Genomic DNA, 25,415 nt, shown 5'->3' with positions numbered 1-25,415 from the left:
CGCCTACCAGATTAATTTTTCGGATGAGTTATTTACCGAACAATTTAATTCCTACACTAACAATTATTTGTTTATTTTTTAAGTCGAATGATGTGTTTTGGTTCGTATAATCGCGTTTCACATTTTCGTAACGTACATCAAACGCCAGGTTACTAATATCGAAGCCAGCTCCCACCTGAAAGCCCCAGTCGGTTTTATTCAGGTAATCTTTAACTTTTTGGCCGTCAATCTTACTGCCAACCAACACCGAAGCTACTGGCCCGGCCTGCACCCTGGCAATTTTAAAGAAGTTATATCCTACCAATAAGGGCACATCTAAGCGGGTAAACTTAGCTTTTACTTCATCTATCGTGTTATTCTGAATATCGGTTTGCTGGAGCTTACCTCCGGAAGTAGCAAAATAAACTTCGGGCTGCAGAAAAACATTAGATACCTTAATCCGGGTAAAAGCTCCCAAATGATAACCAGTAATATTATCTGAATCTTTTAATTGAGTAATCGTATTTTTTGCATTTTTCACATCTACCCCCGAGGAGCTTAACCCACCTTTAATACCTAGGGTAAATTGAGCTTGAGCGGCAAACTGAGCACTAACCAGCAATACTAAAAACAATACTAGCTTTTTCATAGAAATTTAAATTATGGAGTAATACATATAAAAAGTTTAATAAATAAATAGAAAAGTGAAATTATGCTGTAAGTACTAAGGCAAAATGTGCGCCATATTATTTACTAAATACCTGTTTGCTGTACTTGGAACCAGGGTTAAGTAGCTATTTATTTCTGAATGAAACACTTACTTTAGTAGTTATTGGTATCTCGATTTTAATAAAAATTTAGTTATCAATTATTTTAAGCACCTGCAAAAAATCTAATAAAATTAGTACTCTGGTAAGTTCTTATCTTCCATTTTCACCTGCCCTACCTTGATGCAAAACAGATGGTGATTACACACTTACTTATATTTATTTTTAAATGGAGCTTACACGGTGTTACTGTTCAATCTGAAAACGATAAATAAGCACTTATTTTATCAGGAAAATTTTCTGGATACACTTCTTGACAAGGCAAGAAGTGCAGCGATTGGCTTTATACCGTTAAAGGCTGTTCTAATCTTTGCTAAGCAATTATTCGTAAAACAGAGAAAACAGAATTATGAAAGAAACTACTGAAGTATACCAACCTATTGATGCAAATCTTCGGGAAGAATTATTGGCCTACGCTGCTAATCGGAAATACGTGAGCATACAATACTTTACTGATATTCGCGAATACACTTCTACCAGGGCAGTTATAAAAGAAATTCGCGCTACTAACGAGGCAGAATTATTGATTTTGAATACCGGCGAAGAAATCCGTCTCGATCGAATTATACGCGTAGAAGGCAAACCTGCTCCCGGCTTTGAAGATTACTTTGCCTGTGCCTGTTGATTTAATAACTCATGTTAAGCTTTAAGTAAGTAGCATTGTATACCTAGCTATTGCTCTTACTATTGCGACCAGCGCTAAATACAAAATAATTTCAACTTCGTAGGTATTAGAAAATTTCACCCATAAAATGGATAAAGCTGAGTAGTTGGTTAGTGCTGGTAATTTTATGTTTGGCTTGTAACAACAAAGAATCTATAATGTACCCGGAACCAGCTTCTCCGTCTATTTTCGCAAAATACACTTACTTAGCGCTCGGCGATTCTTATACCATTGGCGAAAGTGTAACTACTGAAAACCGCTGGACCTACTTTCTAGCTGATTATTTGCGCCAAGCCGGAGTAGAAATAAGTAACCCGGTTACAGTAGCTCGTACCGGATGGACAACAGCAGAGTTACAGGAGGCTATTCGGGAAAGTAATCTTACTAATACCTATAATTTAGTAACTCTATTAATTGGAGTAAACAATCAATACCGTGGCCAAAGCTTGGAAACCTACCGAACCGAGTTTCGGGATTTAGTAAATACTGCTGTAAAATTTGCGGCTAACCAGCCCAGCCATGTAGTAGTGCTTTCTATTCCGGATTGGGGTGTTACTCCTTTTGCTGAAGACCGGGATCGAAATAAAATTACACAGGAAATTAATGCTTTTAATGCAGTAGCAAAAGAAGAATGCCACCTGGCTGGGGTTGTTTTTGTAGATATTACGCCTGCTTCCCGCAAGGCAGCACAAGATGAATCTTACGTAGCTTCGGATAAGCTGCATTTTTCCGGCAAAATGTACCACGAATGGGCTATAATTACTTTACCTGCTGCTAAAGCTGTTTTTGGCAAGTAGCTTTATTATACTAGGTATAACTAAAACTGCATTTTTTGATCAGAACCTATTGCTAAATCAAACTTGAAGCATTAAGCTACAATATCAAAATAAAACCGATACCTGCATGCGGCCGGAGTGAAAAGCGCGTAAACTGCTGGGCTTACGGCCATCGTAGTTAAAAGATAAATTTAAACCATTATTGAGCTGCTGTTGCAGGTTCAGGTTCCAGGTAAAATTGTTGCCGGGCCGGAGAGCATTTAGCATTTCGTAACCTACCGGCGTATTTACTTCACCTTTGAAAAACACGTGCGTATAATGCAACTGCCCCGAAAATGTACGTTTATTTACCTGGCTCAGGCGGCTTTCAAATCCTAAATCGTTGAAAACTGCTTTTTCCGGATCTTCTTTCCGGTAGTTATTTTTTTTTGCGGCGTATTGGTACGTACTGGTAAACCTAAGTTTATTATTGGGCTGAAAGGCAAACTCCGGTATAGCTTCGTACGCCTGAATCTGGTAAGTACGGGTACTTAAATAATTAGAATTATTGCCGCGCCGGGTACGGTTTACTTGTAATTTAGAAGTAAAATACTCATTTAAGTTGTAACGTCCATTTATACTTTGAATCCGCAAGCTTCGGGTATCGGTACCATTCGTTAGTAAAATTTTCTGCTGATTTTGCTGCATAGTAAATTCTAAACCAAACTTGGAATTACTACGGTTATAAAAAATAGTATTCCGGAAGGAATTATTCATAGAAAGCAGCAAACTATCTTCTGTATTCTGGCTAAACGGATTAAATCGGGTAATCAGGTTCGGATCGGTTGTTTTCCGGTCCATTGTTATAGAAGTAAGGGCTGTAAACCGGGAAACCAATTTCTTAATAGAAGAAGGCGCTACTTGCCAAGCCCGTGGTAAACTTGAGTTTAACCGGTAATTTAATCGGTTGGTATAAGCTATAATGTATTGATCGGTGGGCAAAAATACTTTTATGTACGTGCGATATTGAGCATCCGGCGTTTGGGCCTCGTAGTAATCGTTTAAATCACGGGGGTTTCCGGCGGGCATTAGATAGTGGGTTCCCTGACCGGGTACGGTTTGAATAAACTCATATTCGCGTTTCACCTCGCGGCCGGTAGCTACCGTGTAACTTAATTCTGAACGTAAATGCCGCTGCAGTAAATCGCCATTCCAGTTAATGCTCGATAAAACGGTAGCTTTATTTAAACTATCTACACTGTTTACTTCCCGGTAAGTAAGCTGCGCTTGAATATCCTGAGTACCTCCTACCCGCGTCTGTAAATAGCCATTATACGTTTGAGCCGTTTCGGGTTGACTTAATTCTCCCTGGCGGGGCCGGCGGTCCTGGCGATAACCATAACTGACTCCGTAACGGGTAGCCGCACTATCTTTACTGCGTGCAAAAAAAATGTGTTCGTCAAAATAAATAGCTGAGCTAGCCAACGAGTCCGGATTAAGCACCGAATCTTCCCGGTTTTTATCGAAACGATAGGTATACCCCGGTACAATTTTCTTGGTCGGATAGCTTATTTCTGCCAACCCGCGTACCCAAGCCGATTTAATTTTATTTAACCGGGTACTATTTAAGGTAAAAAGGTTACCCTTTAATGATAAGCCTTTAAACGTTTGCACTACATCTACATAATGCTGTACTCCATCCACTTCGTGGGGCCGGTAACGTCGGCTAATCCGGTAATTAATGGCGTGGGTATTATCTTTAACTACTCCCACCGAAAAATTTACAATATTATCGCTCTGGCGAGTTTCGGCAGTAATTCCATTGCTCCAGTCCCGGTCAAATTCAATGTCCCGGTAACGATCAATGGACACGAAGTTGCGGTCAGTAAATTCGTAATTAAATGTACTCTGTAATTTATATTTCCCTAATATAGGCAAGCTTTTTTCCTTTACGGTGTAACCTACCTTAATGGCTTTACCATTATCATCGTCGGAGTTTTTTTCTGAAAAGCGGTTTACATCATATTTAGAAGCGGCGGCTTCCAGGTAAACACTGGTTTCTTTATTTACCTGGTAAGCGGCTCCTACTGTAGCCATTTGCTTGCGAATGGGAGTAGGTAATATCCGCACCGGTAAGTACCGACCCTGAAGTTTACCCTCTACCGGAGCTACCCATTTAAAAGACCGCCCGTTTACCGAAGTTGTTACCTGCACATAATCGCCCTTACCTTGCCCAACATCGGTAAAGCGCAACGAATAATAATTGGCTAAAGTAGAATCCTCCGTATACACGTAAATCTGCCTGGCTACGCCATTAACCAACACCGTAGAGTCTTTGTACAGTACTTGTTGCGGATCGTAAGGTACTGTTTCAACTCCTGGCGTATAGGCTAATTGCAAGCTATCTCCTATCTCTTGCAGCAATTGTTTGTCGCTTGGTTTTAAATCAAGGTTTAATAAATTGTTCGGGTTGTCCGATTCGTTGTAAATATTGGCGTGGACATTTACTTTATTAAATTCCTGATAATGGCTGGCCTGGTAAATACTCCGGTTATAGTTCCGGTCGGAATATTCAAAATCTACGCGGATGCGGGAAGAACGAATAATTACGTTACGGGTAGTAAAAGTAATTTCGGCCTGGTTATAATCAATCACGTAATCGTAGTTGAATCCGCGGGAAAGTAATTTTCCATCCAGATATACTTTTTCGGAATTTGCCAGCACAATAATATATTTCTCCGAAGCTGGACCTGTTAACCGGTAAGGCCCCTGCACATTCTCAATTGGCTTTATCTGAATAGAAGAAAATTTACCTTTTGCCACCGAAGCAACCGCCGAAGTGCTGGCTTTTTGATTGGGTTTAGGAGAATAATTCACTTCAAAAGCGGCGCCTTGCACGTTTTTATAATAGCGCAAAAAGTAATCGGGTTTGTTGCGCAATACAATATCGCCGGCTGTTACATTCCAGAGCCGGTGTTGAAGAGTGATAAAAATACGGTCAAATTCCTGCAGTTGCTGCGTATTACCTTGGGGTTGAAAAGGCACATTTTGGTCCGAAATAGAAGCTGTAATGCCAATATCTTCGGATAACTTTCCTTCTAATTGTAAATTTAAAGCTGAGTTTACGAATACATTTTGCGTATTACCGAAAGATATACCACGGGTAATCGCCCCGTTTTTACTTAATCCGGGGGTGCGGAACAACTCTTCTTTTTTAGGCGCAATTTGTTCGGTGTAGATTTTGGCACCTGGCAAGTAAACCGAATCGTTCGCAGTTATTTTACGGCGATAGCGGGCCATAGCCAGATTTAAGGGCAATACCCGGTAACAAACTAAAACAGAATCGCGGGAAACGTTATAACTTGGAGCAACTTTTCCTAAACTATCTAACTTGATAGTTGCTACCGGAGGACGAACTAGCTGAAACTGATTAAGCGACGGATTATATAAATACCGGAGTGTGTCGGCGGCAGCACCTTGCAGAACGATAGAACCCGGCAAAATAGTAAGTGAATCTAGTTGAACGGGCACATCGGAGAGTTTCACCCATTTACACCGTTGATTGGAATATTGGGCCTGGGCCGACCAGGAAATAAGGCCCCATAAAACTCCCACCAACCCCCATTTAATCATGCTTCGTCCACAGCCGGTAATTGAATAAAAAAGGTGGTACCCTGGTCTTCGGTCGTATGGAACCATATACGGCCGCCCGCACTTTCAATGCCTCGCTTCGCCACGGCTAAGCCAATTCCCGAACCGGAGAATTTAGTACTAAAATTCGGAATAAATACTTTGTGGCAAATTTCGGCGGGAATACCGCTGCCATTATCCTGCACCGAAATAAGCACTTTATCAGGCGACGTTTTCTGCAACGAAACCCAAATACAAGGTGTACGGCCCGCCGGAATAGCCTGCAAGGCATTAATTAGTAAATTATTAAAGGTTCGCACCATCAAACTTTCGTCGGCAAATACGTGGTAATCCCCTTCCGGAATATGAATCTGAATACGATTATTAGCATCCTGGTGCAGTTCCGCGCATTGCTGTAAAATACCGGCAATGTTAATTTTCTCCGGTTTTAAATCCGGGAGAGTAGTAAAGTTAGAAAAGGAAGTAGCAATATCACTTAAGGTATTAATTTGCGTAATAAGGGTACCCGAAATTTTACTAATTAACGCTTCTGTATTTTCCCGCTTTTCGGAAATAGCTTTCTGCAAATATTGCAACGACAATTTCATCGGTGTTAGCGGATTTTTAATTTCGTGCGCTACTTGCCGCGCCATTTCGCGCCAGGCGGCTTCTTTCTCGCGGGTTGCCAGTTCTTTTTTACTTTCTTCCAGCTTTAACAACATGTTATTGTATTCGCTTACCAATAAGCCAATTTCATCTGCTGAGTGGTAATCCAATTTTTCATTTTGTCCAGTAAGAGTAGTTTGCTTTAACTTCTGGGTAACCAACTTTAAAGGTACCGTTAAAGCGCGCGAAGCCACGTAGGTAAGCACCATAAATACAATAAACATCGACGTAAAAATGTTCATTATGGTGGTAAAAAGTTCAATGAGCTTCGAATCAAGTTCTTTTTCCGAATCAAAAAAAGGTAATCCAATAAAGGCTTTTACGCTTTCTTTGTGGCCATCAGCATACAGGGGCAGGTATAAGGCATTAAACCGGATATTACCCGCCTGTTCCTGCAACAATACTTTACGGGCCCGCCCTTCTTCAATACTTACAAAAGCTTCCGGATTGATATAACGGGATAAAAGCCCTGCATCAAAAATTAACGGCTGACTCGAATAAAGTAATTTTCCCTGATTATCATACAAATTAATATCCGTCTCCGATAAATCAGCGAGTTGCCGTACTTGGTCGCCTAATCGCTCTTGATTACCGCGATCGCCCTTTCTGGCAATTGTGTTCAGAAAGTTTTCCTGGATTAATTTTCCCCGTTTGTTGTAGGTATCTTCTAAATCGCGGCGGTAAGAACCCGTTACTAAACTTGCTGTTGCAATACTGATTAATACTAATGGAATTAAAATACCAAAATTGAGGTACAATTGAATCTTAGTGCTAAAATTGGTGCTGAAGCTCCGAAAGTAACGGGCCCGCATTAATAAAAATAGCAACATGTACAGCAACAAGCAGAAGGTGTGTACCAGAAACAAAGCTGAAAAGTTAGAGGCTACATCGCGCAAAGAATAATGCGCCGTAGTTACTACCAGTATTTTACCGTCCTTTGTTGGGAAACCTAAATGGTGATACCCATTTACCTGCAAACCATTCACTTTTAATTCCGGATTATCCAGTATAGCCGGAGAAAAGAAACGGATATAATTATAATCACCTTCGTTATAGGTAAGTCTTTTATTCTGATAAAAAGCGTAACTAAAATCCCGGTTGTATAAGGGCTGAAAAAATTTCTGATCTACTAATAACTCAGGAATTACGCTGTATGGCGTTAACTTTTTTAAATTAAGTTCCAGCACAATAGTAGCCAGCGTTTTATTTACATTCCGTAAACGGATAAACTGAATGTATTTACGCGAGTTTTGCTCTTCTTCTTCTTTTATCAAAAATAAGCCTTCATGCTCCGTAGGAACTGCCTTCTCCAGAAAATATTTAAGATAAAGGGGAAGAGTAATGTCATCGTCTTCCCCTAATTCCAAGCCCTCTCTATCTAAGGTCATACCATTGGCATCAAATACCCTTACCTTAACTTCGTACTTATCAAAATAATCGCGTAGGTAGTACCGTTCAATTTTCTGCTTTACAAAATCTATATTTACGAAAGGTTCTAATTTAAATTTATTCCGGATGGAAGGATCGGCCTGCACTTTAAGCGAAATATCATTTAATAAATACTCGCCCTGAATATCATTATCCAGCAAAATACCGGAAGCAAACTTTTGTTTATTTACTAAAAGTAAATTTTGATAATGCACGTACATAGCCAAGCTACCCGCTACGGAGCTCATGCCAATAATCCAGAAAATAAATAAATACGTTTGGTAGGGATTGGCCGTAATATTCCGGCGAAAGCGAACGTAAATAACCGCCACAAAGAACAGGAGGGTTAAACCGAATAAAATAACATCGGCTTTGTTGCTAAGAGCTCCTATAATAACACAAATTGCACCCGAACCAGTTAATACATAATACCAGTAAGACGCCGTACTATCGGGTTGTACCGCATGAAAAATTTGAGTTAATAAATGAACAAAAATAAAAAAGATTGCTGTATGCAGAATGAAAGCAGTATAAAGCAGAAATTTATAAAAAGAAAAATCTAAGCTCTGCGATACATCTAATACTAGTAACGAGTTCGTAAACGAATCTAAATAAAAAACATACAGGCTGTGCAACATTACGTAGAAAGCAACAGCACAACCTAGTTTTACTAAAATCCGGCTAGTCTTATTTACATTTTTAAGGTAACTCGTTATTTGCAGATGCCGGAAAATGTAAGCTAAATTAAAAGTAAGAACCGCCAACAAAATTGCATTTAAAAGCAAATCGCCAATGGAAGGTGACCAAAAAGATGCCGCGTATAATTTAGGGTTAAAAACTTCTAGTTCTAAAACCGAGAACGGAAAGTTAAAATAAAGCAGTACCAGGCGAAGAACGAATAAAGGCACTATTAATATAATTAATCCTTTAACATAACTACCCCGGCGTAAATAAGATTGGCTTACAAAAATTAAACAATACACCAAAAAACCTATTCCTAAAGTTATAACCGCAATTGCTGCCTGGCTACTTTTGCGTACGTCGGTTTCTACTAATTGCTGTAAGGAGAACAAATACGTACCATCAGAAGTACGTAATTTTGGAAAAGGAGAGTTGGAGTCAGTAATAATACGGGCCTGCATACTACCAAAAATGGCCTCGTTTAAACCCGATTGCAGATAATTGTTATTAATTCCAAAACTAACCTCCAGCGGAATATATAGGAGAATAGAAAAATTTTGATAATTCTCTTTATTCACCAGGTATTTGCCGTGTTTAGATTCTACAATGCTAAATCTTTCTTTTATAGAGGCATTATCAAAATCCGTAACCGTAGTATGATCGGACCAAAAAATGAGTTGGTCACCTTTCATAATAAAACACGGATACTGCGTTTTACCCAGAAGCTTAGAGAATAAAACAGTATCTTCCCGCAAATAGGTTTTAGCTACAATTACATCTTGTTCAGCCGCACTAATAGCTTTAGTAATATTATCCGCTACAAAAGAAACATTTTTATCTGTGGAAGATTGAGAGAAATAAGTATACAGATTAAGCAATGCGGCCGCCGCAAAGCACATTACTGCAGCAATTAAATGAATATATGGGAAAGATCGGGACTTCAACGCTTATAGGAATGGTTACCCAAATTTATTCAAAAATTGTGCTAAGTCCCATAGAATTCACAAGTAATCAATAAGCTAATGCGTTATAGCGCAGACTACACGAAATAATAGTAAATAAATATAAATGTAGCTCTCAGGATATTTAGAAACTGCTAAGAATATACTAATTTTTATATACTCTTAACTACTAAATAAACTTATTAAGAAGTGTTACGGGCTAAATAGTACAGTAATACTTTAACCGCGGAAACTAATCCAAAAGAATGCCCCTAGCCAATGTACAACTCATCAATTAAAGCCAAGTCCAATTTCCTGGTGAAGTTGATATAGCGGGCAGCAATCCGATTTTATTTAACTTATATAAATGCAAGCCGAAATAAGAGCCATATTACTTAGGTGATAGCTCGAAAATTCTTTATGAATAAAGTACTTATAAGGGAAGGCAGAGGAGCCCAGAATTACTTTTTACGATTCCGGTACCACAGAAAGCCCACTGTTCCTACTAATAAATAAGGTACTGTCATTAAAAATAAAATACCTTTATTTAAGCCATTGCCAAATTTGCTTAGTTTATCATCTGCCCGGTTTGACTCGACGGATGAACGACATAAAACGCATTGAGCCGATGCAGAAACATCAGCAAATGTCATCAGAACTACTAATGAAAAAATGAATATAAATACTTTTGAAAACCGTTTCATAATTTTTGTACACTTAAGTATTTAACCTTAATAATAAGGCGCAATCATAAAATAAACTACTACTCCCGTAATGGCTACATATAACCAAATAGGAAATGTCCAACGGGCAATTTTACGATGTCGATTAATTTGGTCGCTCACCGCAAAATAAACAGATAAAAGTACTAAAGGAACAATAACTGCTGCTAAAACAATATGCGTTAATAATATTACGTAGTAAATTGCTTTAAGGGTTCCTTCGCCACCATAACGGGTAGGTTCCGCTTGGTAATGATACGTTACATACGAAATTAAAAAAAAGGCAGATAAAGTAAATGCCGTAACCATAGCGAACCGATGACCACGAATATTCTTACGCTTTACAAATGAATAACCGGTTACTAAAGCTATTGCCGTTAAAGAATTAAGCAGTGCATGCAGTTTAGGAAGAAAGGTAACATTAACATTGCCTAACTTACCCGTTTGCGGCATAAATAATAAAAAAGCTACCAAAGCAGGAACTGCCACCGAAAGTATGGCAATTACTATAAGGTATGTACGATCGTTATTTTTCATCTTGCTGATAACTGTGCAGTAGCACGGTTATTTCGGTAATTAAGCGGTCCACATCCTGCGGGTTAGTACCATCATAAATACCGCGCACGTGTTTTTCTTTATCTACTAAAATTAACTTTTCGGAATGAATGAAATCTGGAATAGTGCCTGGAGCTTGCATAGCCGACACTTTATAACCATTATGGGCTAAGGCGTACAATTCAGTCTTTGGCCCCGTTACAAAAAGCCATTTGGCTGGATTAGCCTGATACATTTCGGCATATCGTTTTAAAACAGCTACCGAATCTCTTTCCGGGTCAACGGTATAGGAAATAAGTTTTACCTGTGGGTTATTCTTAAAAGCTTCGTTAACCCGTACCATTTGCGCCGACATTTTTTTACAAACATCCTGGCAAGAGGCAAAAAAGAAATTAGCAACGTACACTGTATTATTCAGGTCGGCTTGCGATACTGATTTACCTTCCTGCGAAACAAATCTAAAATCCGGCACTTTCTGGAATACCGTATCACCATCTTTTACTACCGGCAGCTCTGTATCTTCATTAATAGTAGGATAGTAGGTAGGTAAGGAATAATGGTTGGTTCCAAAACCTTTTAAAAACAAAAACAAAAAAATAGGTACTAATAGTAGTATCCCTAGCATTAGTACCTTCTTCGGAGACATATAAAATACTTTACTTTAAATAGTTATACACAGAATCACCAAAATAGGTACCTTCCGTAATTAAGGCAATCAATAACCACACTAGTAAGGAAGTCGGAATTAAAATCGTCCAAATAAGCGATTTAGTTTCGTGTTTGAGGTGCATAAATTCACCTACAATAAAGAAAGCCTTAAATAGTGTAAGAATAATAAATATGCTGTTACGCAGCGTACTAGGATCCATTAAGAAGGCAAAGGCAAATTCAATAGCGGTTAATCCGCAAAGAACTATGAAAACTCTCCAGATTCCTTTGGTTTGAGCTGGTGCAATTTCACCTGTATATTCTTCTTCGTTTGTGTGATGTGAATGCGAAGCCATATTTTTATGCTGTTTAATTGTTAAACGAATAAACAGTTCAACTTTGTTTGCTGCCGAACAATTTATTTAAATTAAATATTTCTGTTATATCAAACTTAAACCAGGTAGAAGAAGGTAAATACAAATACCCATACTAAATCTACAAAGTGCCAATATAAGCCTATTTTTTCTACCATTTCGTAGTGGCCACGTTTTTGAAAGGTACCATTTACAGTCATTACAAACATAATAACGAGTAAAACAATACCACTAAATACGTGGGTACCATGGAAACCGGTAATAAAGAAAAATAAATCAGCAAATAAAGGTGGGCCGTATTGATTAACAGTAAGATTAGCACCAAAAATTTTAGAACCATCTGCCAGCGTTAAGCCACTTTCAGAACCAGTAATAAAGTGGCTCCACTCCCAAGCCTGGCAACCAACAAAAGTAGAACCAAACAAGATAGTCCAAAGCAACCATTTTTCTACGTCTTTTTTATCCATCCGGTGACCAGCCTCTACTGCTAATACCATTGTTACAGAAGAAAGAATTAAAATCATGGTCATTAAAGCCACAAAAGCCAGCGGCAGATCTACCCCATGGAAAAAAGGAAATGCATTAAAAACTTTATCAGGTATAGGCCAATAAGTTTGCGAGAAAACAAATTTATCGTGACTGCCTATATAAGCAAGATGCCGGTGCCGAATTAAACCATACGTAGTTAAAAACGCCGCAAAGGTAAACGTATCCGACAGTAAGAAAAACCACATCATGAGTTTTCCATAACTGGCTTTCATCGGCTCGTTCCCGCCATCCCAGGTACCTGTTTTAGGCCGTTCCAGAGTTGTTGTACTAGATGTTGTGCTAGACATAGTTTGGTAGTTAATTTTTGTTTTTTGCGTAATGTATCAGGCAAAAGTAACCCGAAAACTTTCTTTAATGGTATACTGCTAAAAATACGTAAAGATACACCCAGAGGACACCTAAAAAGTGCCAATAAGTAGTACATAATTCAATTTGCAACAAATTTTTGGCATGTACCCGATAACGGAAAGCCGAAGATAATACAACTAGTATAAATATTAGCCCGGTAATTAAGTGAAATCCATGCACACCTGTTAGAACATACATGAAAGAACCGGAAGGATTAGCTGTTGGACCACCAAAGAATATTTTATTTTTTACTAAATCACCCCACACATTCCATTGGCCAATCAAAAAAGCGGTACCTAAAATAAAGGTAAGGAATAAAGCTACTTTTAAGATATTCAGATTATCCTTTCTCGCCGCAAGGTATGCCCATTGCATAGCCACACTGCTTAAAACAATAATTATAGAATTAATTAACAGGGCTCCCGGTAAATTAAATTCTAACCAGTTTCCTTCTTCTCTTCTAACAATGTAAGCACTAGTAAAAGCAGCAAACATCATTACTATACTCATAATCAGTAACCACAAGGTAAACTTCAGAGGATGAATCCCCGTTGAGGTTCTAATTGGATTTATTGTTTTAGCATTCATATTATTCAATCTATAATTTATCTAGTACTAACGCAATTTGCACTATTGGTAAGTACAGAAATGAACCAAACATAATACTCATTGCTGCTTTTTTAGAGCAAGTTTGCATTAAATAAAGTGTTTGGGCTAAAAATAACACACCACACATAACGGCTATAATGGCCGATGTTTTTCCCGTCATTCCAAATTGCAAGGGTAACATGCTTAAAGGAATTAGTAATAAAGTATAAGTCATTATCTGAAATGCCGTTTTCAGATTTTTTCCGCCTTCCATTGGCAGCATTTTAAATCCTGCTAATTTGTAATCATCATCTAATACCCAAGCTATTGCCCAAAAATGCGGGAACTGCCATACGAACTGAATTCCAAATAATATCCAAGCTTCTATACTTACTACTCCTGTGGCAGCCACCCACCCTAATAATGGAGGCAAACCGCCTGGTATAGCTCCTACTAATACACAAATAGGAGAAATCCTTTTTAAAGGGGTGTACACAAATCCGTACAAAATCAAGGACATTAAAGCTAGAACCGCTGTGAGTAAATTAAAATATAAAGCTAAAATGCTTAAACCAGCTATTCCTATTATAGTACCAAAAACGACTGCTTCCGTTATTGTTAAAGCACCGGTTGGCAACGGCCTTTTAGCCGTACGCTTCATTAATTTATCTAAATCTTTTTCTAGAATCTGATTAATAATATTAGCCGAACCTGTTACCATTAGCCCCCCTAACATAATGATTAATATATTTTGTATTTCCAGATGACCTGCTCCCAGCATATAACCGATCGCACTTGAGAAAGCAACGGTAGTGGATAACCGAAACTTTAGCAACCGGAAGTAATGCTTTACTTTCGTCATAACTAAATAGGTAGGCAGATCATTTTCTATTTTATCAACTAACATTATTGAACAGCCAACTTTAAAACCCTGTTACGGGTTGAATAATAACAAAAAATAAATATAAAGAACTGAAGCCCAAACATTAAAGTTGCTAACACTAAATGTACAGGTTGCAATAGGGCTGGAATGGCAAAATAAGCCAAAATCACTCCTACCAAAATCTCTAAACCTATAAAAGCTAACAACCCGTTCGCGAGCTTATTTAAATGCTTATTTTGTAAAGCATATAATTGCCGACACAAATATACATTCACAATAAATAATACGAAGGAAAAAGAACGATGAATGTAAAAAGAAGAACCAACTTTAGATACCCACTGCTCCCGGTTAGTGTAGCCCAATTGAGAAGAAATAATATCAATCCATTCTCTTACCTGAGTACCTAATAAAATTTGAACAAAAGATAAAATAATAGCTAAATAAATAAAGATATAGGTTTTGGAAGAGACAGATTGAGTAAGTTGAGTGAAAGACCTATTTTGTGAACGGGCAACAGCATAAATTAATATGGCCACTAAAACTAATGCCAGAGCCATATGTACTGTAACCATTATAGGTAGCAAATTAGTGGAAACCACCAAAGAACCTAACCAACCTTGTATACCTACCAGAATGAAACTAATTAAGGATAAATAAAAAATAGAAATATCCTTCTTGATATATGGAAAAGAGTAAACCAGTGTAAGAAAAATAAAAACACCAATTAAAACGCCTACCAGCCTATTAAGATACTCAATCCAAGTTTTTGTAACATTAAACTCTGTTTCAATATATTGCGAAGGATGTGAGAAAATTTCAGATGCTAGTTGATGAAATCCAAATTGGTTTAAATAGTTAGCTAACTTTTCGTTTTTTTCAATCCGTTTATTTTTATAAACGGAAAGGTAATTATCAGGTAACTGGTTTATATTGGTAGGAGGAACCCAGGTTCCAAAACACTTTGGCCAGTCCGGACAACCCATTCCTGAGCCAGTGCTTCTTACGACTCCTCCTACCAAGATTAAAAAATATACCGAAGCAATAGTAATAACTCCTATATTTCTAAATCTTTTAGCCTTAAAAGATTCATTAGTCATTATTAGTATTATTCAAGTTCCTTCTCATTCGGAAGGTTAGATGATTTAGTTTGTGAAAAAGGAACTGTTTGCGGAATATAATCTTCTTCCGCTCCCGGTTTAGAATAATCATATGGCCATCTGTATACAGCAGGTATTGCTCCTGGCCAGTTACCATGTCCTGGAACAACTGGAGTAGTCCACTCCAGAGTATTAGACCTCCACGGATTTTCATCTGCGCGTCTGCCACGGAGAATACTGTATATGAAATTAAACAGGAAGATAAACTGGCCAAAGAAGGCAATTATAGCCGCAGCACTAATAAACATGTTCATATCAGCGAATTGGCTAAAAGTTTCAAAGGCTGTCCAGGAATAATAACGTCTAGGGAAACCAGCAATACCTACGTAGTGCATTGGCATAAACACCAGGTATACTCCAACAAAAGTTAACCAAAAATGAACATAGCCTAACTTTTCATCCATCATGCGACCAAACATCTTAGGGAACCAATGATAAACTCCGGCAAACATTCCAAAGAAAGCAGAAGATCCCATTACCAAGTGAAAGTGAGCTACAACAAAATAGGTATTATGTAACTGAATATCTAAAGCAGAGTTACCAAGTAAGATACCCGTTAAACCTCCGGAGATAAATAAAGAAACAAACCCTATGGAGAAAAGCATAGCAGGCGTGAAAATGATGTTCCCTCTCCATAAAGTGGCTAACCAGTTAAACACTTTTACAGCCGATGGTACCGCAATAATTAAAGTTAAGAACATGAATACCGAACCTAAAAATGGATTCATACCCGAGACAAACATATGGTGCGCCCAAACCACGAAAGACAAAGTAGAAATACCTAACATGGAGCCAATCATTGCTCTGTAGCCGAAAATTGGCTTACGGGCATTGGTAGCAATAACTTCAGATACAATACCAAAGCCTGGTAAAATAACTATATATACTTCTGGGTGACCTAAGAACCAGAACAAATGCTGGAATAAAATAGGGCTACCGCCGGTGTTAGTTAATGCCTGACCAGCTACATAGATATCAGACAAATAAAAACTAGTACCAAAAGAACGGTCAAATACCAGTAACAATGCCGCTGAAAACAGAACCGGGAAAGATAATACACCTAATACCGCTGTTAAGAAAAACGCCCAGATTGTTAATGGCAACTTTGTCATGGACATTCCTTGGGTACGAAGGTTAATAATGGTTGATATGTAATTGATACCACCTAATAACTGCGATACAATAAAAAATACCATGGCCACTAACCACATTGTCATACCTGTACCAGAACCAGGAATAGCCTGCGGCAAAGCACTTAAAGGCGGATAAATAGTCCAACCGGCGGATGCAGGTCCTGTTTCCAAGAATAAGGATACGAACATTACCACACTGGATAAAAAGAAAAACCAGTAGGATAACATATTAAGAAATCCGGATGCCATATCTCGGGCACCTACCTGCAACGGTATTAAGAAATTACTAAAGGTTCCGCTTAGACCGGCAGTTAATACAAAGAATACCATTATGGTACCATGCATTGTAACCAAGGCAAGATAAAATTCCTGATTTAACTTACCGCCTTCTATCCACTTTCCTAATATGGGCTCCAAAAATGGCATTGTTTCATTTGGCCAGCCTAATTGTAAACGGAACAAACTAGATAAAGCTCCCCCGATAAAAGCCCAAATGATACCAGAGATCAAAAATTGTTTGGCAATTACTTTATGATCCTGGCTAAAAATATATTTAAAGATAAACGGCTGATCATGATGGTCGTGATCGTGGTCATGCTCCTCGTGTGCTACTGGCACATTATTGTGTAAAGAAATATCTGTGCTTGCCATATTAAATTATTATTCGTGTACAAACTTTTGCGCTAATCAGGTCTAATTTAGTAAATAAACACACCATCTAAGCCTATAATATATCTGGTTCTTTGCTTATAATTATAGCGCAGCCTTACCAGGGGCTTCTGTTTTAGAATCTAAAACGATTCCTTGAGGAGTCTTTATATTTTTAAGTAATTCTGGTTTATCTGCCACAAATGCTTTTTGCGCAGACATCCATTTTTGATATTCTTCTGGTTCATCCACAATTACCACCGCCCGCATAGCAAAGTGGTTTGCCCCACAAATTTGATTACAAACTAATTCGTATTTAAAATCGGGGTTACCTGTTTCCGTGGCCATGTCCGCAGTTGTTTTAGTTGGTACAAACCAAAACTTGGTAGGCATACCTGGTACAGCATGCATTTGTGCCCGGAAATGAGGCAGGTAAAAACTATGGATTACATCCCGAGACCGGATTTTAAACAACACCGGGCGCCCTTTTGGGATATGAATCTCACTAGGTAAGATATCATCTGCACTTCTTTGATCAGAAAAATCTATACCCAACTCATTAGTTGCATCAATCAGGTTTGTTCTTACAGTACCTAAAGCATTATCATTACCCGGATAGCGAGCAATCCAGTTAAATTGTTTACCCACTATTTCTACCACCATTGCCTCTCTAGGAGCCGGATCTGTAATTTTTGTCCAGGTTTTCCAACCTTTAAATACTAATAGCGCCATTACTACAGCAGGAATCATTGTCCAAATAATTTCCAGCTTATTATTATGAGGGAAGTAGTAAGCTTTTTTTTCGTCTTTGTACTGATAGCGATAAGAATAGTAAAAAAGTAGAATTTGAGTTATTACAAACACAATTCCTATAATTACCATTGTTAACCAGAACATATCATCAATCCATACTCCGTGAACGGAGCCCACCGGAATATGAATGCGTGCTTCTGCATTCTGGAAAGACCAGATAAAAGCAACTCCACCAACTATTAAAAATAACAAAAAAAGAACTGCATTGATTTTATTACTCTTACTTGCTCTTTTTTGAAAACTTCCGCTATAAATAGAGGAAAGTATTTGTATTCGAAAGAGTAGAGCTAGTATTACTCCAATCAGAATTATTGATAAAACTATAGCGAATGTAATCATTACAGAATGTTTTTAATGGTATCTACTTAAACAGTATGGTGAATACTTTCTTCTAAGAATGGGTGATTAATTGGTACCAGCGACGCTTTAGATAATCCCCGGGTAAAGGTTACTAAAAATATACCCAGAAAAAGAAGAGCCGCCCCTAACTCAATAAATCCGAATCCACTTTCTCCCCGCATTGTACCTGGCATAATCATTAAATAAAAGTCTAACCAATGTCCGAATAACAATGCTATACACACCAATTTAAGCATAATTATTTGCCTTTTAGCATCTCTGGTCATTAGCACCAAGAAAGGAAAAACAAAATTTACAATTAGGTTAACGAAGAAAATCCAGGTATAATGGTCTTTGTAACCCCCTAATCTTTCCATAAAGTAGATTGATTCTTCTGGGATATTGGCGTACCAAATCAACATAAATTGCGAAAACCAAACGTAAGTCCAGAAAATACTAAAAGCAAAAACAAATTTTCCTAAATCATGCAAATGGTTAGCATTTACCATTTGCAAATAACCATTTTGTTTTAAAACAATAACGGCTAATGTAGTAGCTGCCAAGCCAGATACGAACCAACTAGCAAATACATACCAGCCAAACATTGTACTGAACCAATGGGTATCGATCGATAATACCCAATCCCAGGCTGAAAGAGAAGAGGTTACTCCAAATACCACCAGGAACATGGCTCCAATACGGATGCTTTTGTTGTAATAATCAAGCCCACCTTCTAAATCTTCGGCTACTGATTGCTTGCGCATCCAAATGAAAAATATAATCCAAAGAGCAAAATAACCTACCATCCGGATGAGATAGAATGGAATATTTAAGAAGCTAGCTTTCCCGGCAATAATAGGATCGTAATTTGGATTACCTTCTTCGTACAAAGTATGGTCCGTCCAGTGAAATAATTGGTGTTGTCCTATCAAAAATACGACTAACATAACTATTGCTCCTACGGGTAAATAATAACCAAATGCTTCTAAAACCCGTTTTATTAAAACAGACCATCCTGCATAAGATACATATTGTACTGCAGTAAAAAATAAACCAATTACTGCTATACCAGTAAAATAAACATTGTTTAACCAAAGGTTAGCAAATAATCTATTCTTCCAATCTATAGCATGATGCCCTCCGGCTGTGGCCGTTTCGTGCTCTGGAGAACCATGGTGCGAACCTCCCCCATTCATGGTCAAAAATATTCCCAATACCAGTAGCACCAAACCTATTCCTATCATTAAATAGAACTGGTTATTTGTTCTTCTAGAAATACTTAGTCTTTCTTCTAACATTATTTGTAAAATTTTACGCTTGTAATTAACTATTAGAACCAGGTTAGTTATTGAGTATTAGTAAGTCCAGTTGCTTGCTGTACATTATCACCGTCGCTGGAAGAAGCTTCCGTTGCTGCCTCGCTATCTACCTCTGTTGCTTGCTCCCCGGCACCTTGTAAAGTATTCTTTACGTATAGAGTAATCTTCCAACGTTCATCGGGTGTTAGTTGGGAGCCATGAGGCATCATACGTCCTTTACCATTGGTAATTACGTGATAAATATGCCCCATACTTGCCACTTTTAAAGCATCTGATTTCAGATTGGCAACCCCTTTAAACACAGCACCTACTTTTCCGTTTCCTTCCCCTTCGGCCCCATGGCAATGTTGGCAAAAACGTTCATACAAAACCTGCCCTTCTTCTAAAACTTGTTCGTTGGCCACAAGTGGATTTTTTAAACCATTTGCCTGATTTAAGCTATCATTCTTTGGGATATGATTAAAGTAGGCCAGCTTTCCCCGGGGAATAGTATTTTTTGCTGGTACGCGCATATTCATACGGCCCGGATTAACTGTGTTATAATCTGCTTGCCTTAAAGCTTCATAAGATGGATCATCGTACATCTGAGGAGCATATTGTGTTCCGGGATCATTCGGAGCTTTACTACATGCAACGACTGAAACTACAGTAAAAGTTAGCAGCGATATTTTTAAACCGTCTTTTAGTTTATTTTTCATTTTTATACTACCTCTTTCTCGTTTACTTCAACGGCTCCGTTGGAGCGAAGCAGGTCATTTACTTTGTTAACATCTGTTACACCATCTTTTACCTCTATGGCCATCACAAATTTATCGTCTGTGGAGCGCACATCAAATACCGGCACCTTTAACCGCGGATATAAGCCACATATAATCAAAAATGTGAGTACCATACCATGAGCTGTACAAAAAACTGTTAACTCAAAGCTTACCGGAATAAATGCGGGCAGGGCAACGTGGGGCTTACCGCCAATTATCATGGGCCAGTCAAAGCCAAGCATGTAAATCTGCATCCATAAAGCAAACGCTAAACCAGCACAACCATATAAAAAGGCTGCAATTGGTAATCGCGAACGTTTTATGCCTAATACATCATCAATACCATGGATTGGAAAAGGGGTAAATACTTCATAAATTTTAGTACCCGCCGCCCTAATATTTTCTATAGCTTGAAGAAGGACTTCTTCTTCTTCAAAAACACCTAAGATAAACTTCTTATTAGTCATGATGTCTGTTTTGATGAGTTACAGGTGTAGTAGCGTGCATTGATTTTTCGGGTTCTAAAGTATGCGGCACACCAGATGATGATTTTAAAATAGTTTTTACTTCGAACATGTTTATTACCGGGAAGTACTTAGCAAATAACAAGAACAAGGTAAAGAATAAGCCTAAGGTACCCACGTAAATACCCACATCTATTTTAGTAGGATAAAACATTACCCAGCTGGATGGCAAATAATCGCGGTGCAACGAAGTAACAATAATAACGAAACGCTCGAACCACATACCTATATTAACAAATATGGTAATAATGAAAGTGGCAACAATGCTTCTTCTGATTTTGCGAACCCAGAAAAGTTGTGGTGTAATTACGTTACAGGTCATCATAGACCAATAAGCCCACCAGTACGGTCCGGTTGCCCGGTTTATAAAGGCATATTGTTCATATTCTACCCCTGAATACCAAGCTATAAAGAACTCAGTGATATAAGCTATACCTACAATAGAACCCGTTAGAATAATAATTTTATTCATGGATTCGATGTGCTCCAGGGTTATATAATCCTTTAAGAAAAATACATCGCGGGTAATAATCATTAAAGTTAATACCATCGCAAAACCTGAGAAAATAGCACCCGCAACAAAGTAAGGCGGAAAGATGGTAGTATGCCAACCTGGAATTACCGCAGTTGCAAAGTCCATGGATACAATGGTATGTACCGAAAGCACGAGTGGAGTAGATACCCCTGCCAAAATTAACGATACAGTTTCGTAACGGGACCAATGCTTAGCAGAACCCGTCCAGCCTAAGCTTAATAAAGCATAAGCGCGACGAGCTATTGGACCCGTAGCCCGGTCGCGAATAGTAGCAAAATCTGGAACTAAACCTAAATACCAGAATACTAGGGAAACCGTAAAATAAGTAGAAATCGCAAATACGTCCCAAAGCAAAGGAGAATTAAAGTTTACCCACAAAGAACCAAAGGTATTGGGTAGAGGTAATACCCAGTAAGCTAACCAAGGGCGCCCCATGTGTAAAACTGGGAACATAGCTGCACAAATAACTGCAAAAATGGTCATCGCCTCAGCTGCACGGTTAATGGAATTTCTCCACTTTTGCCGGAATAGTAAGAGAATAGCTGAAATAAGCGTACCAGCGTGGCCAATACCTACCCACCACACAAAGTTGGTAATATCCCAAGCCCATCCTACAGTTTTATTCAAACCCCACTCTCCTATTCCATACCATAAAGTACGGTATACAGAATATATAAAAATCCCTAAGAAAAATAAGGATACTGCCAATGCAAGTGCCCAGCGAATATTAGGTTTCGCCTCTACCTGCCGACTAATATCTTCGGTGATGTCATGATATGTTTTCCCCCCTGTTACAAGAGGTTCCCTTATCGGAGATACATGCTGCATATGTTTAATTGATTGTTTCTGGTAAATATTTATTCCGATTTACTAATCTTTTTAAGTATCCCTGCTTTTATCAGAAGTACTCCTCCTACTTAAACTATGTTTCTTATTTTAGTTAAATAAGTAACATTCGGTTGTGTATTAATTTCTTCTAATACATGGAAAGCTCTTTCGCCTTCTTGTTCGCGTATTATTTGCGATACTTGGCTATTAGGATCTTTCATATCCCCGAAAATGATAGCATTAGTAGGACAAGACTGCGCACAAGCGGTTATAATTTCTCCGTCTTTCGGACGTCTATTCTGCTTTTTGGCTTCTAACTTACCTAATTGAATCCGCTGCACACAGAAAGTACATTTTTCCATTACACCACGAGCCCGAACGGTAACATCTGGATTTAACACCATACGACCTAAGTCGGTGTTCATTTGTGGGTTTTGCTCTCTGAATTTTTCATTATCATAATAAGCAAACCAGTTAAACCGGCGAACTTTATATGGGCAGTTATTGGCGCAATAACGGGTACCTACACAACGATTATACACCATTTGATTGATACCTTCGGTGCTGTGAGTAGTGGCTGCTACCGGACATACTGTTTCGCAAGGAGCGTGATTACAGTGCTGGCATAGCATTGGCTGAAAGATTACCTGCGGATTTTCAGAAGGGTCTTCCATTGCCTGATACCGGTCAATGGTTCCTTTATCTTTATCCGATTTGTGAGCATCGCTGCTATAATACCGGTCAATACGCATCCAGTGCATTTCACGGCGATTTAAAACTTCTTGCTTTCCTACTACCGCTACGTTATTCTCAACATTACAGCCAATTACGCACGAGCCGCACCCAATACAAGAATTTAAGTCTATCACCATTCCCCAATGGTGATTTTTGTACTCATAGTCTTGCCATAATGATACTTTACTAGGAGTCTGAGGTCCGTCCGGAGTAGCAATTTTAACGTACTCCGTTACTTTTCTATCTTTCTGGTAATTGCTGAGGGTAGCCTCTTGCACTACCAGACGGTCCATAATAGTATGGTGCGTTTGGGTCTGAGCAATTTCTTTTTGTGCCCTGGTTTTTTCTATAGTTACCGGGGTATAATAGGTTAAACTATTATTGGTTAAAGAAACTAATTTAAATGCATTTGCACCAACGCCATTAGCAACTGGCCCTGCATTGGTACGACCATAACCTAAAGCAATTCCAACTGAACCTTTTGCTTGACCCGGCTGAACTAAAGCAGGTAATTCAATACTAACCCCACTGGCTGTCACCTTCAAAATATCACCTTGTTCTATTTTTTCCTGTACAGCATAATCCCGCGGAATAGTAACGTAATTATCCCAAGTAGCCTTAGTAATTGGATCAGGCAATTCTTGCAACCAAGGGTTATTTGCTTCCTGGCCCGTGCCTATAGCTACCGTTTCGTAAATAACGGCTTCAATTCCTCCGCCTTGTTTTCCGGAAGTAATTTGAGTTAAAGCTGCTGCTGGGGTTAAGGCCGGTGCGGATGTTGTAGTGGAGGAAGAAGAAGTACCAGTAAACACTCCATCGTGAACTGCTTTATCCCAAGCTGCCTGAGAACCGAGAGTTCCACGCCAGTTTGCCTGCAGATAATCGTAGTAAGAAGTATTATTGCCAGCCCATCTTAACAGAGATTCCTGCGCTTGGCGTGTAGTAAAAATAGGGGTAATTGCCGGTTGTGCTAGTGAAAATTGGCCACTTTTTGGTTCGTAATCATTCCAGGATTCCAAGTAATTATTATCCGGGCAAACGTAATTTACTAAATTAGCTGTTTCGTCTAACCGATCCGCAAATGAGATTTTAACTCCAACTTTTTCTAAGCCACTGGCAAGTTTAGTTGAAAGAGGATGATCATAAATAGGGTTGGCATTATAGAAAATTACGGCTCCAACTGAACCATTATTCATTTCATTTACCAGCCGTATCATGGCTGCATCATCTCCCTGACGAATAAGAGAAGGAGTATTAGAAATAGTTGCTCCCTGAGCACCTAAAGTACGGTTGATTTCGGCTACTAAAGTTTGTACAGCTACATCGTTCGAACCTGCTACTACTAAAGCGGCTCCCCGGTTTGCTAATAATTCTTTAGCTGCTGCATCTAATCTGGCATTACTATAACCACCACCAGCGTTTCCACCAGTAATTCTATTATAGAGAGCAGCCACTACCTGACCTTGTTCAGATGGTTTTACCGGTACCCGTACATCAGCGTTTGCGCCTGTAAGCGTAAAAGCAGACTCGAACTGGTAATGTCTGGACATAGTAGGCTTATCTTTGCCTACTTTACGGGTGCTAATATATTGTTTGGCGTATTCAACCGGAGAAAGCCAGGTTCCTAAAAAATCAGCCCCAATACTTACAATTACATTTGCTTTGCTAAAGTCATACCCCGGTATTACGCCACCATTTGCTTTTAGTAATCCATTCGCTGAATTAGCATCGTACATTACATGCTCAAAGGAAGTAAATTTAGATCCAAATTCAGCAATGGCTTTTTTAGTAGTTGGGCTGATAATGGTAGGGGAAATAATCGCTACTTTGCCGCGCGCGCCTCTAAGTTTACCAGCAATTTCCTGATCTATGGCTTCCCAGGTAGTTTCTTTTTTATTCGCCATTGGCTGGCGTAACCGGGTAGTATCATATAAACTTAACACCGATGCTTGTGCCCGGGCACTTAACCCACCTTTGGTAATAGGCGATAAAGGATTTCCTTCCAGCTTTATCGGCCGTCCTTCGCGGGTTTTTACCAGAACACTATTATAATCGTTTCCAACAAAGTAGGTAGAGGCATACCAGTTAGCAATACCCGGATCTACTTCTTCTGGTTTATTTAAATAAGGAATAGCTTTTCTAACCGGAGCTTCGCAGGAAGCAAGAGTAGCAGCCGCAAAACCAAACCCCAGCAATTTTAAGAAGTCGCGCCGAGGAGCAACTTCTTTATCTTTTGTACCATAAGTTTCTTTTACCGGAAGAAATGCATCAAATTCATTGTGTTTATTCTTGTTGAATTCAGGAGTGTTTTCGAGCTCTTCCAGCCCTTTCCAGTACTTAATTGTTTCTTGCATATATATAAATGAGAAAACTCAGATTCTAATTCTA

Annotated in this window: 20 protein-coding genes; 2 read left to right on the top strand and 18 right to left on the bottom strand. The window is 38.7% G+C overall.

The features are described from left to right. Positions 1-28 precede the first annotated feature (28 nt). Positions 29-628, bottom strand: coding sequence for a porin family protein (locus tag HUW48_RS03845; RefSeq protein WP_182414415.1), 600 nt, complete (start codon positions 626-628; stop codon positions 29-31). Between the two features lie 527 nt (positions 629-1,155). On the opposite strand from HUW48_RS03845, the gene HUW48_RS03840 reads away from it, so the two are divergent. Continuing rightward, positions 1,156-1,431 carry a hypothetical protein gene (locus HUW48_RS03840; protein WP_182414414.1) on the top strand — a complete coding sequence of 92 codons (276 nt, stop codon included), beginning with the start codon at positions 1,156-1,158 and terminating at the stop codon, positions 1,429-1,431. A gap of 152 nt (positions 1,432-1,583) precedes the next feature. After that, positions 1,584-2,267, top strand: a complete 684-nt coding sequence (locus tag HUW48_RS03835; RefSeq protein ID WP_246343686.1) for an SGNH/GDSL hydrolase family protein — start codon at positions 1,584-1,586, stop codon at positions 2,265-2,267. A gap of 84 nt (positions 2,268-2,351) precedes the next feature. Here HUW48_RS03835 and HUW48_RS03830 read toward each other — a convergent pair whose 3' ends face one another. The 17 genes from HUW48_RS03830 to HUW48_RS03750 form a co-directional block, all read right to left on the bottom strand. Beyond that, complete coding sequence (locus tag HUW48_RS03830; RefSeq protein ID WP_182414413.1) at positions 2,352-5,858, bottom strand: hypothetical protein; 3,507 nt, start codon at positions 5,856-5,858, stop codon at positions 2,352-2,354. Further along, positions 5,855-9,574 (bottom strand): sensor histidine kinase, encoded by a 3,720-nt coding sequence (locus tag HUW48_RS03825; RefSeq protein ID WP_182414412.1) that lies wholly within the window; start codon positions 9,572-9,574, stop codon positions 5,855-5,857. Before HUW48_RS03825 ends, HUW48_RS03830 begins: the two co-directional genes overlap by 4 nt. Before the next feature lie 458 nt (positions 9,575-10,032). Beyond that, positions 10,033-10,275, bottom strand: a complete 243-nt coding sequence (locus HUW48_RS03820; RefSeq protein ID WP_246343685.1) for a hypothetical protein — start codon at positions 10,273-10,275, stop codon at positions 10,033-10,035. Between the two features lie 27 nt (positions 10,276-10,302). Beyond that, the gene (locus HUW48_RS03815; RefSeq protein WP_182414411.1) at positions 10,303-10,830 is read right to left on the bottom strand and encodes a DUF420 domain-containing protein; all 528 of its coding nucleotides are present in this window, start codon (positions 10,828-10,830) and stop codon (positions 10,303-10,305) included. After that, on the bottom strand, positions 10,820-11,494 hold the full coding sequence (locus HUW48_RS03810) for an SCO family protein (protein ID WP_182414410.1): 675 nt from the start codon (positions 11,492-11,494) through the stop codon (positions 10,820-10,822). The genes HUW48_RS03815 and HUW48_RS03810 overlap by 11 nt, the downstream gene beginning before the upstream one ends. Before the next feature lie 10 nt (positions 11,495-11,504). Next, a complete protein-coding gene (locus tag HUW48_RS03805) occupies positions 11,505-11,852 on the bottom strand; it encodes a cytochrome C oxidase subunit IV family protein (protein ID WP_182414409.1) in 348 nt (115 codons plus the stop codon). A 95-nt stretch (positions 11,853-11,947) separates the two neighbouring features. Beyond that, complete coding sequence (locus HUW48_RS03800; RefSeq protein ID WP_182414408.1) at positions 11,948-12,706, bottom strand: cytochrome c oxidase subunit 3; 759 nt, start codon at positions 12,704-12,706, stop codon at positions 11,948-11,950. Positions 12,707-12,770: 64 nt separating this feature from the next. Continuing rightward, positions 12,771-13,355, bottom strand: coding sequence for a cytochrome c oxidase subunit 3 (locus HUW48_RS03795; protein WP_182414407.1), 585 nt, complete (start codon positions 13,353-13,355; stop codon positions 12,771-12,773). A 10-nt stretch (positions 13,356-13,365) separates the two neighbouring features. Then, complete coding sequence (gene cyoE, locus HUW48_RS03790) at positions 13,366-14,262, bottom strand: heme o synthase (protein WP_182414406.1); 897 nt, start codon at positions 14,260-14,262, stop codon at positions 13,366-13,368. After that, positions 14,262-15,335, bottom strand: coding sequence for a COX15/CtaA family protein (locus HUW48_RS03785; RefSeq protein WP_182414405.1), 1,074 nt, complete (start codon positions 15,333-15,335; stop codon positions 14,262-14,264). Before HUW48_RS03785 ends, cyoE begins: the two co-directional genes overlap by 1 nt. A gap of 8 nt (positions 15,336-15,343) precedes the next feature. Beyond that, the gene (locus HUW48_RS03780) at positions 15,344-17,179 is read right to left on the bottom strand and encodes a cytochrome c oxidase subunit I (protein ID WP_182414404.1); all 1,836 of its coding nucleotides are present in this window, start codon (positions 17,177-17,179) and stop codon (positions 15,344-15,346) included. A 102-nt stretch (positions 17,180-17,281) separates the two neighbouring features. After that, positions 17,282-18,328 carry a cytochrome c oxidase subunit II gene (locus HUW48_RS03775; protein ID WP_182414403.1) on the bottom strand — a complete coding sequence of 349 codons (1,047 nt, stop codon included), beginning with the start codon at positions 18,326-18,328 and terminating at the stop codon, positions 17,282-17,284. Between the two features lie 26 nt (positions 18,329-18,354). Next, a complete protein-coding gene (locus HUW48_RS03770; protein ID WP_182414402.1) occupies positions 18,355-19,626 on the bottom strand; it encodes a quinol:cytochrome C oxidoreductase in 1,272 nt (423 codons plus the stop codon). A gap of 47 nt (positions 19,627-19,673) precedes the next feature. Further along, entirely contained in the window at positions 19,674-20,345 is a 672-nt protein-coding gene (locus HUW48_RS03765; protein ID WP_182414401.1) for a c-type cytochrome, read from the bottom strand. Positions 20,346-20,347: 2 nt separating this feature from the next. After that, positions 20,348-20,872 (bottom strand): DUF3341 domain-containing protein, encoded by a 525-nt coding sequence (locus HUW48_RS03760; RefSeq protein ID WP_394368449.1) that lies wholly within the window; start codon positions 20,870-20,872, stop codon positions 20,348-20,350. Further along, positions 20,865-22,292, bottom strand: coding sequence for an NrfD/PsrC family molybdoenzyme membrane anchor subunit (gene nrfD, locus HUW48_RS03755; RefSeq protein WP_182414400.1), 1,428 nt, complete (start codon positions 22,290-22,292; stop codon positions 20,865-20,867). Before nrfD ends, HUW48_RS03760 begins: the two co-directional genes overlap by 8 nt. Before the next feature lie 89 nt (positions 22,293-22,381). Next, the gene (locus HUW48_RS03750; RefSeq protein ID WP_182414399.1) at positions 22,382-25,381 is read right to left on the bottom strand and encodes a TAT-variant-translocated molybdopterin oxidoreductase; all 3,000 of its coding nucleotides are present in this window, start codon (positions 25,379-25,381) and stop codon (positions 22,382-22,384) included. Between the last annotated feature and the right edge of the window lie 34 nt (positions 25,382-25,415).

Source organism: Adhaeribacter radiodurans, from assembly GCF_014075995.1.
Lineage (GTDB): Bacteria > Bacteroidota > Bacteroidia > Cytophagales > Hymenobacteraceae > Adhaeribacter > Adhaeribacter radiodurans.
This window is presented reverse-complemented; position numbering and strand designations above follow the sequence as displayed.

Bases quoted from the DNA above. Each gene is read 5' to 3' on its own strand.
- HUW48_RS03780 (WP_182414404.1), bottom strand. From the start codon at position 17,179: ATGGCAAGCACAGATATTTCTTTACACAATAATGTGCCAGTAGCACAC.
- HUW48_RS03750 (WP_182414399.1), bottom strand. From the start codon at position 25,381: ATGCAAGAAACAATTAAGTACTGGAAAGGGCTGGAAGAGCTCGAAAAC.
- HUW48_RS03805 (WP_182414409.1), bottom strand. From the start codon at position 11,852: ATGGCTTCGCATTCACATCACACAAACGAAGAAGAATATACAGGTGAA.
- HUW48_RS03845 (WP_182414415.1), bottom strand. From the start codon at position 628: ATGAAAAAGCTAGTATTGTTTTTAGTATTGCTGGTTAGTGCTCAGTTT.
- HUW48_RS03770 (WP_182414402.1), bottom strand. From the start codon at position 19,626: ATGTTAGAAGAAAGACTAAGTATTTCTAGAAGAACAAATAACCAGTTC.
- HUW48_RS03830 (WP_182414413.1), bottom strand. From the start codon at position 5,858: ATGATTAAATGGGGGTTGGTGGGAGTTTTATGGGGCCTTATTTCCTGG.
- HUW48_RS03840 (WP_182414414.1), top strand. From the start codon at position 1,156: ATGAAAGAAACTACTGAAGTATACCAACCTATTGATGCAAATCTTCGG.
- HUW48_RS03775 (WP_182414403.1), bottom strand. From the start codon at position 18,328: ATGATTACATTCGCTATAGTTTTATCAATAATTCTGATTGGAGTAATA.
- HUW48_RS03820 (WP_246343685.1), bottom strand. From the start codon at position 10,275: ATGAAACGGTTTTCAAAAGTATTTATATTCATTTTTTCATTAGTAGTT.
- nrfD (WP_182414400.1), bottom strand. From the start codon at position 22,292: ATGCAGCATGTATCTCCGATAAGGGAACCTCTTGTAACAGGGGGGAAA.
- HUW48_RS03760 (WP_394368449.1), bottom strand. From the start codon at position 20,872: ATGACTAATAAGAAGTTTATCTTAGGTGTTTTTGAAGAAGAAGAAGTC.
- cyoE (WP_182414406.1), bottom strand. From the start codon at position 14,262: ATGTTAGTTGATAAAATAGAAAATGATCTGCCTACCTATTTAGTTATG.
- HUW48_RS03810 (WP_182414410.1), bottom strand. From the start codon at position 11,494: ATGTCTCCGAAGAAGGTACTAATGCTAGGGATACTACTATTAGTACCT.
- HUW48_RS03795 (WP_182414407.1), bottom strand. From the start codon at position 13,355: ATGAATGCTAAAACAATAAATCCAATTAGAACCTCAACGGGGATTCAT.
- HUW48_RS03765 (WP_182414401.1), bottom strand. From the start codon at position 20,345: ATGAAAAATAAACTAAAAGACGGTTTAAAAATATCGCTGCTAACTTTT.
- HUW48_RS03815 (WP_182414411.1), bottom strand. From the start codon at position 10,830: ATGAAAAATAACGATCGTACATACCTTATAGTAATTGCCATACTTTCG.
- HUW48_RS03800 (WP_182414408.1), bottom strand. From the start codon at position 12,706: ATGTCTAGCACAACATCTAGTACAACAACTCTGGAACGGCCTAAAACA.
- HUW48_RS03785 (WP_182414405.1), bottom strand. From the start codon at position 15,335: ATGACTAATGAATCTTTTAAGGCTAAAAGATTTAGAAATATAGGAGTT.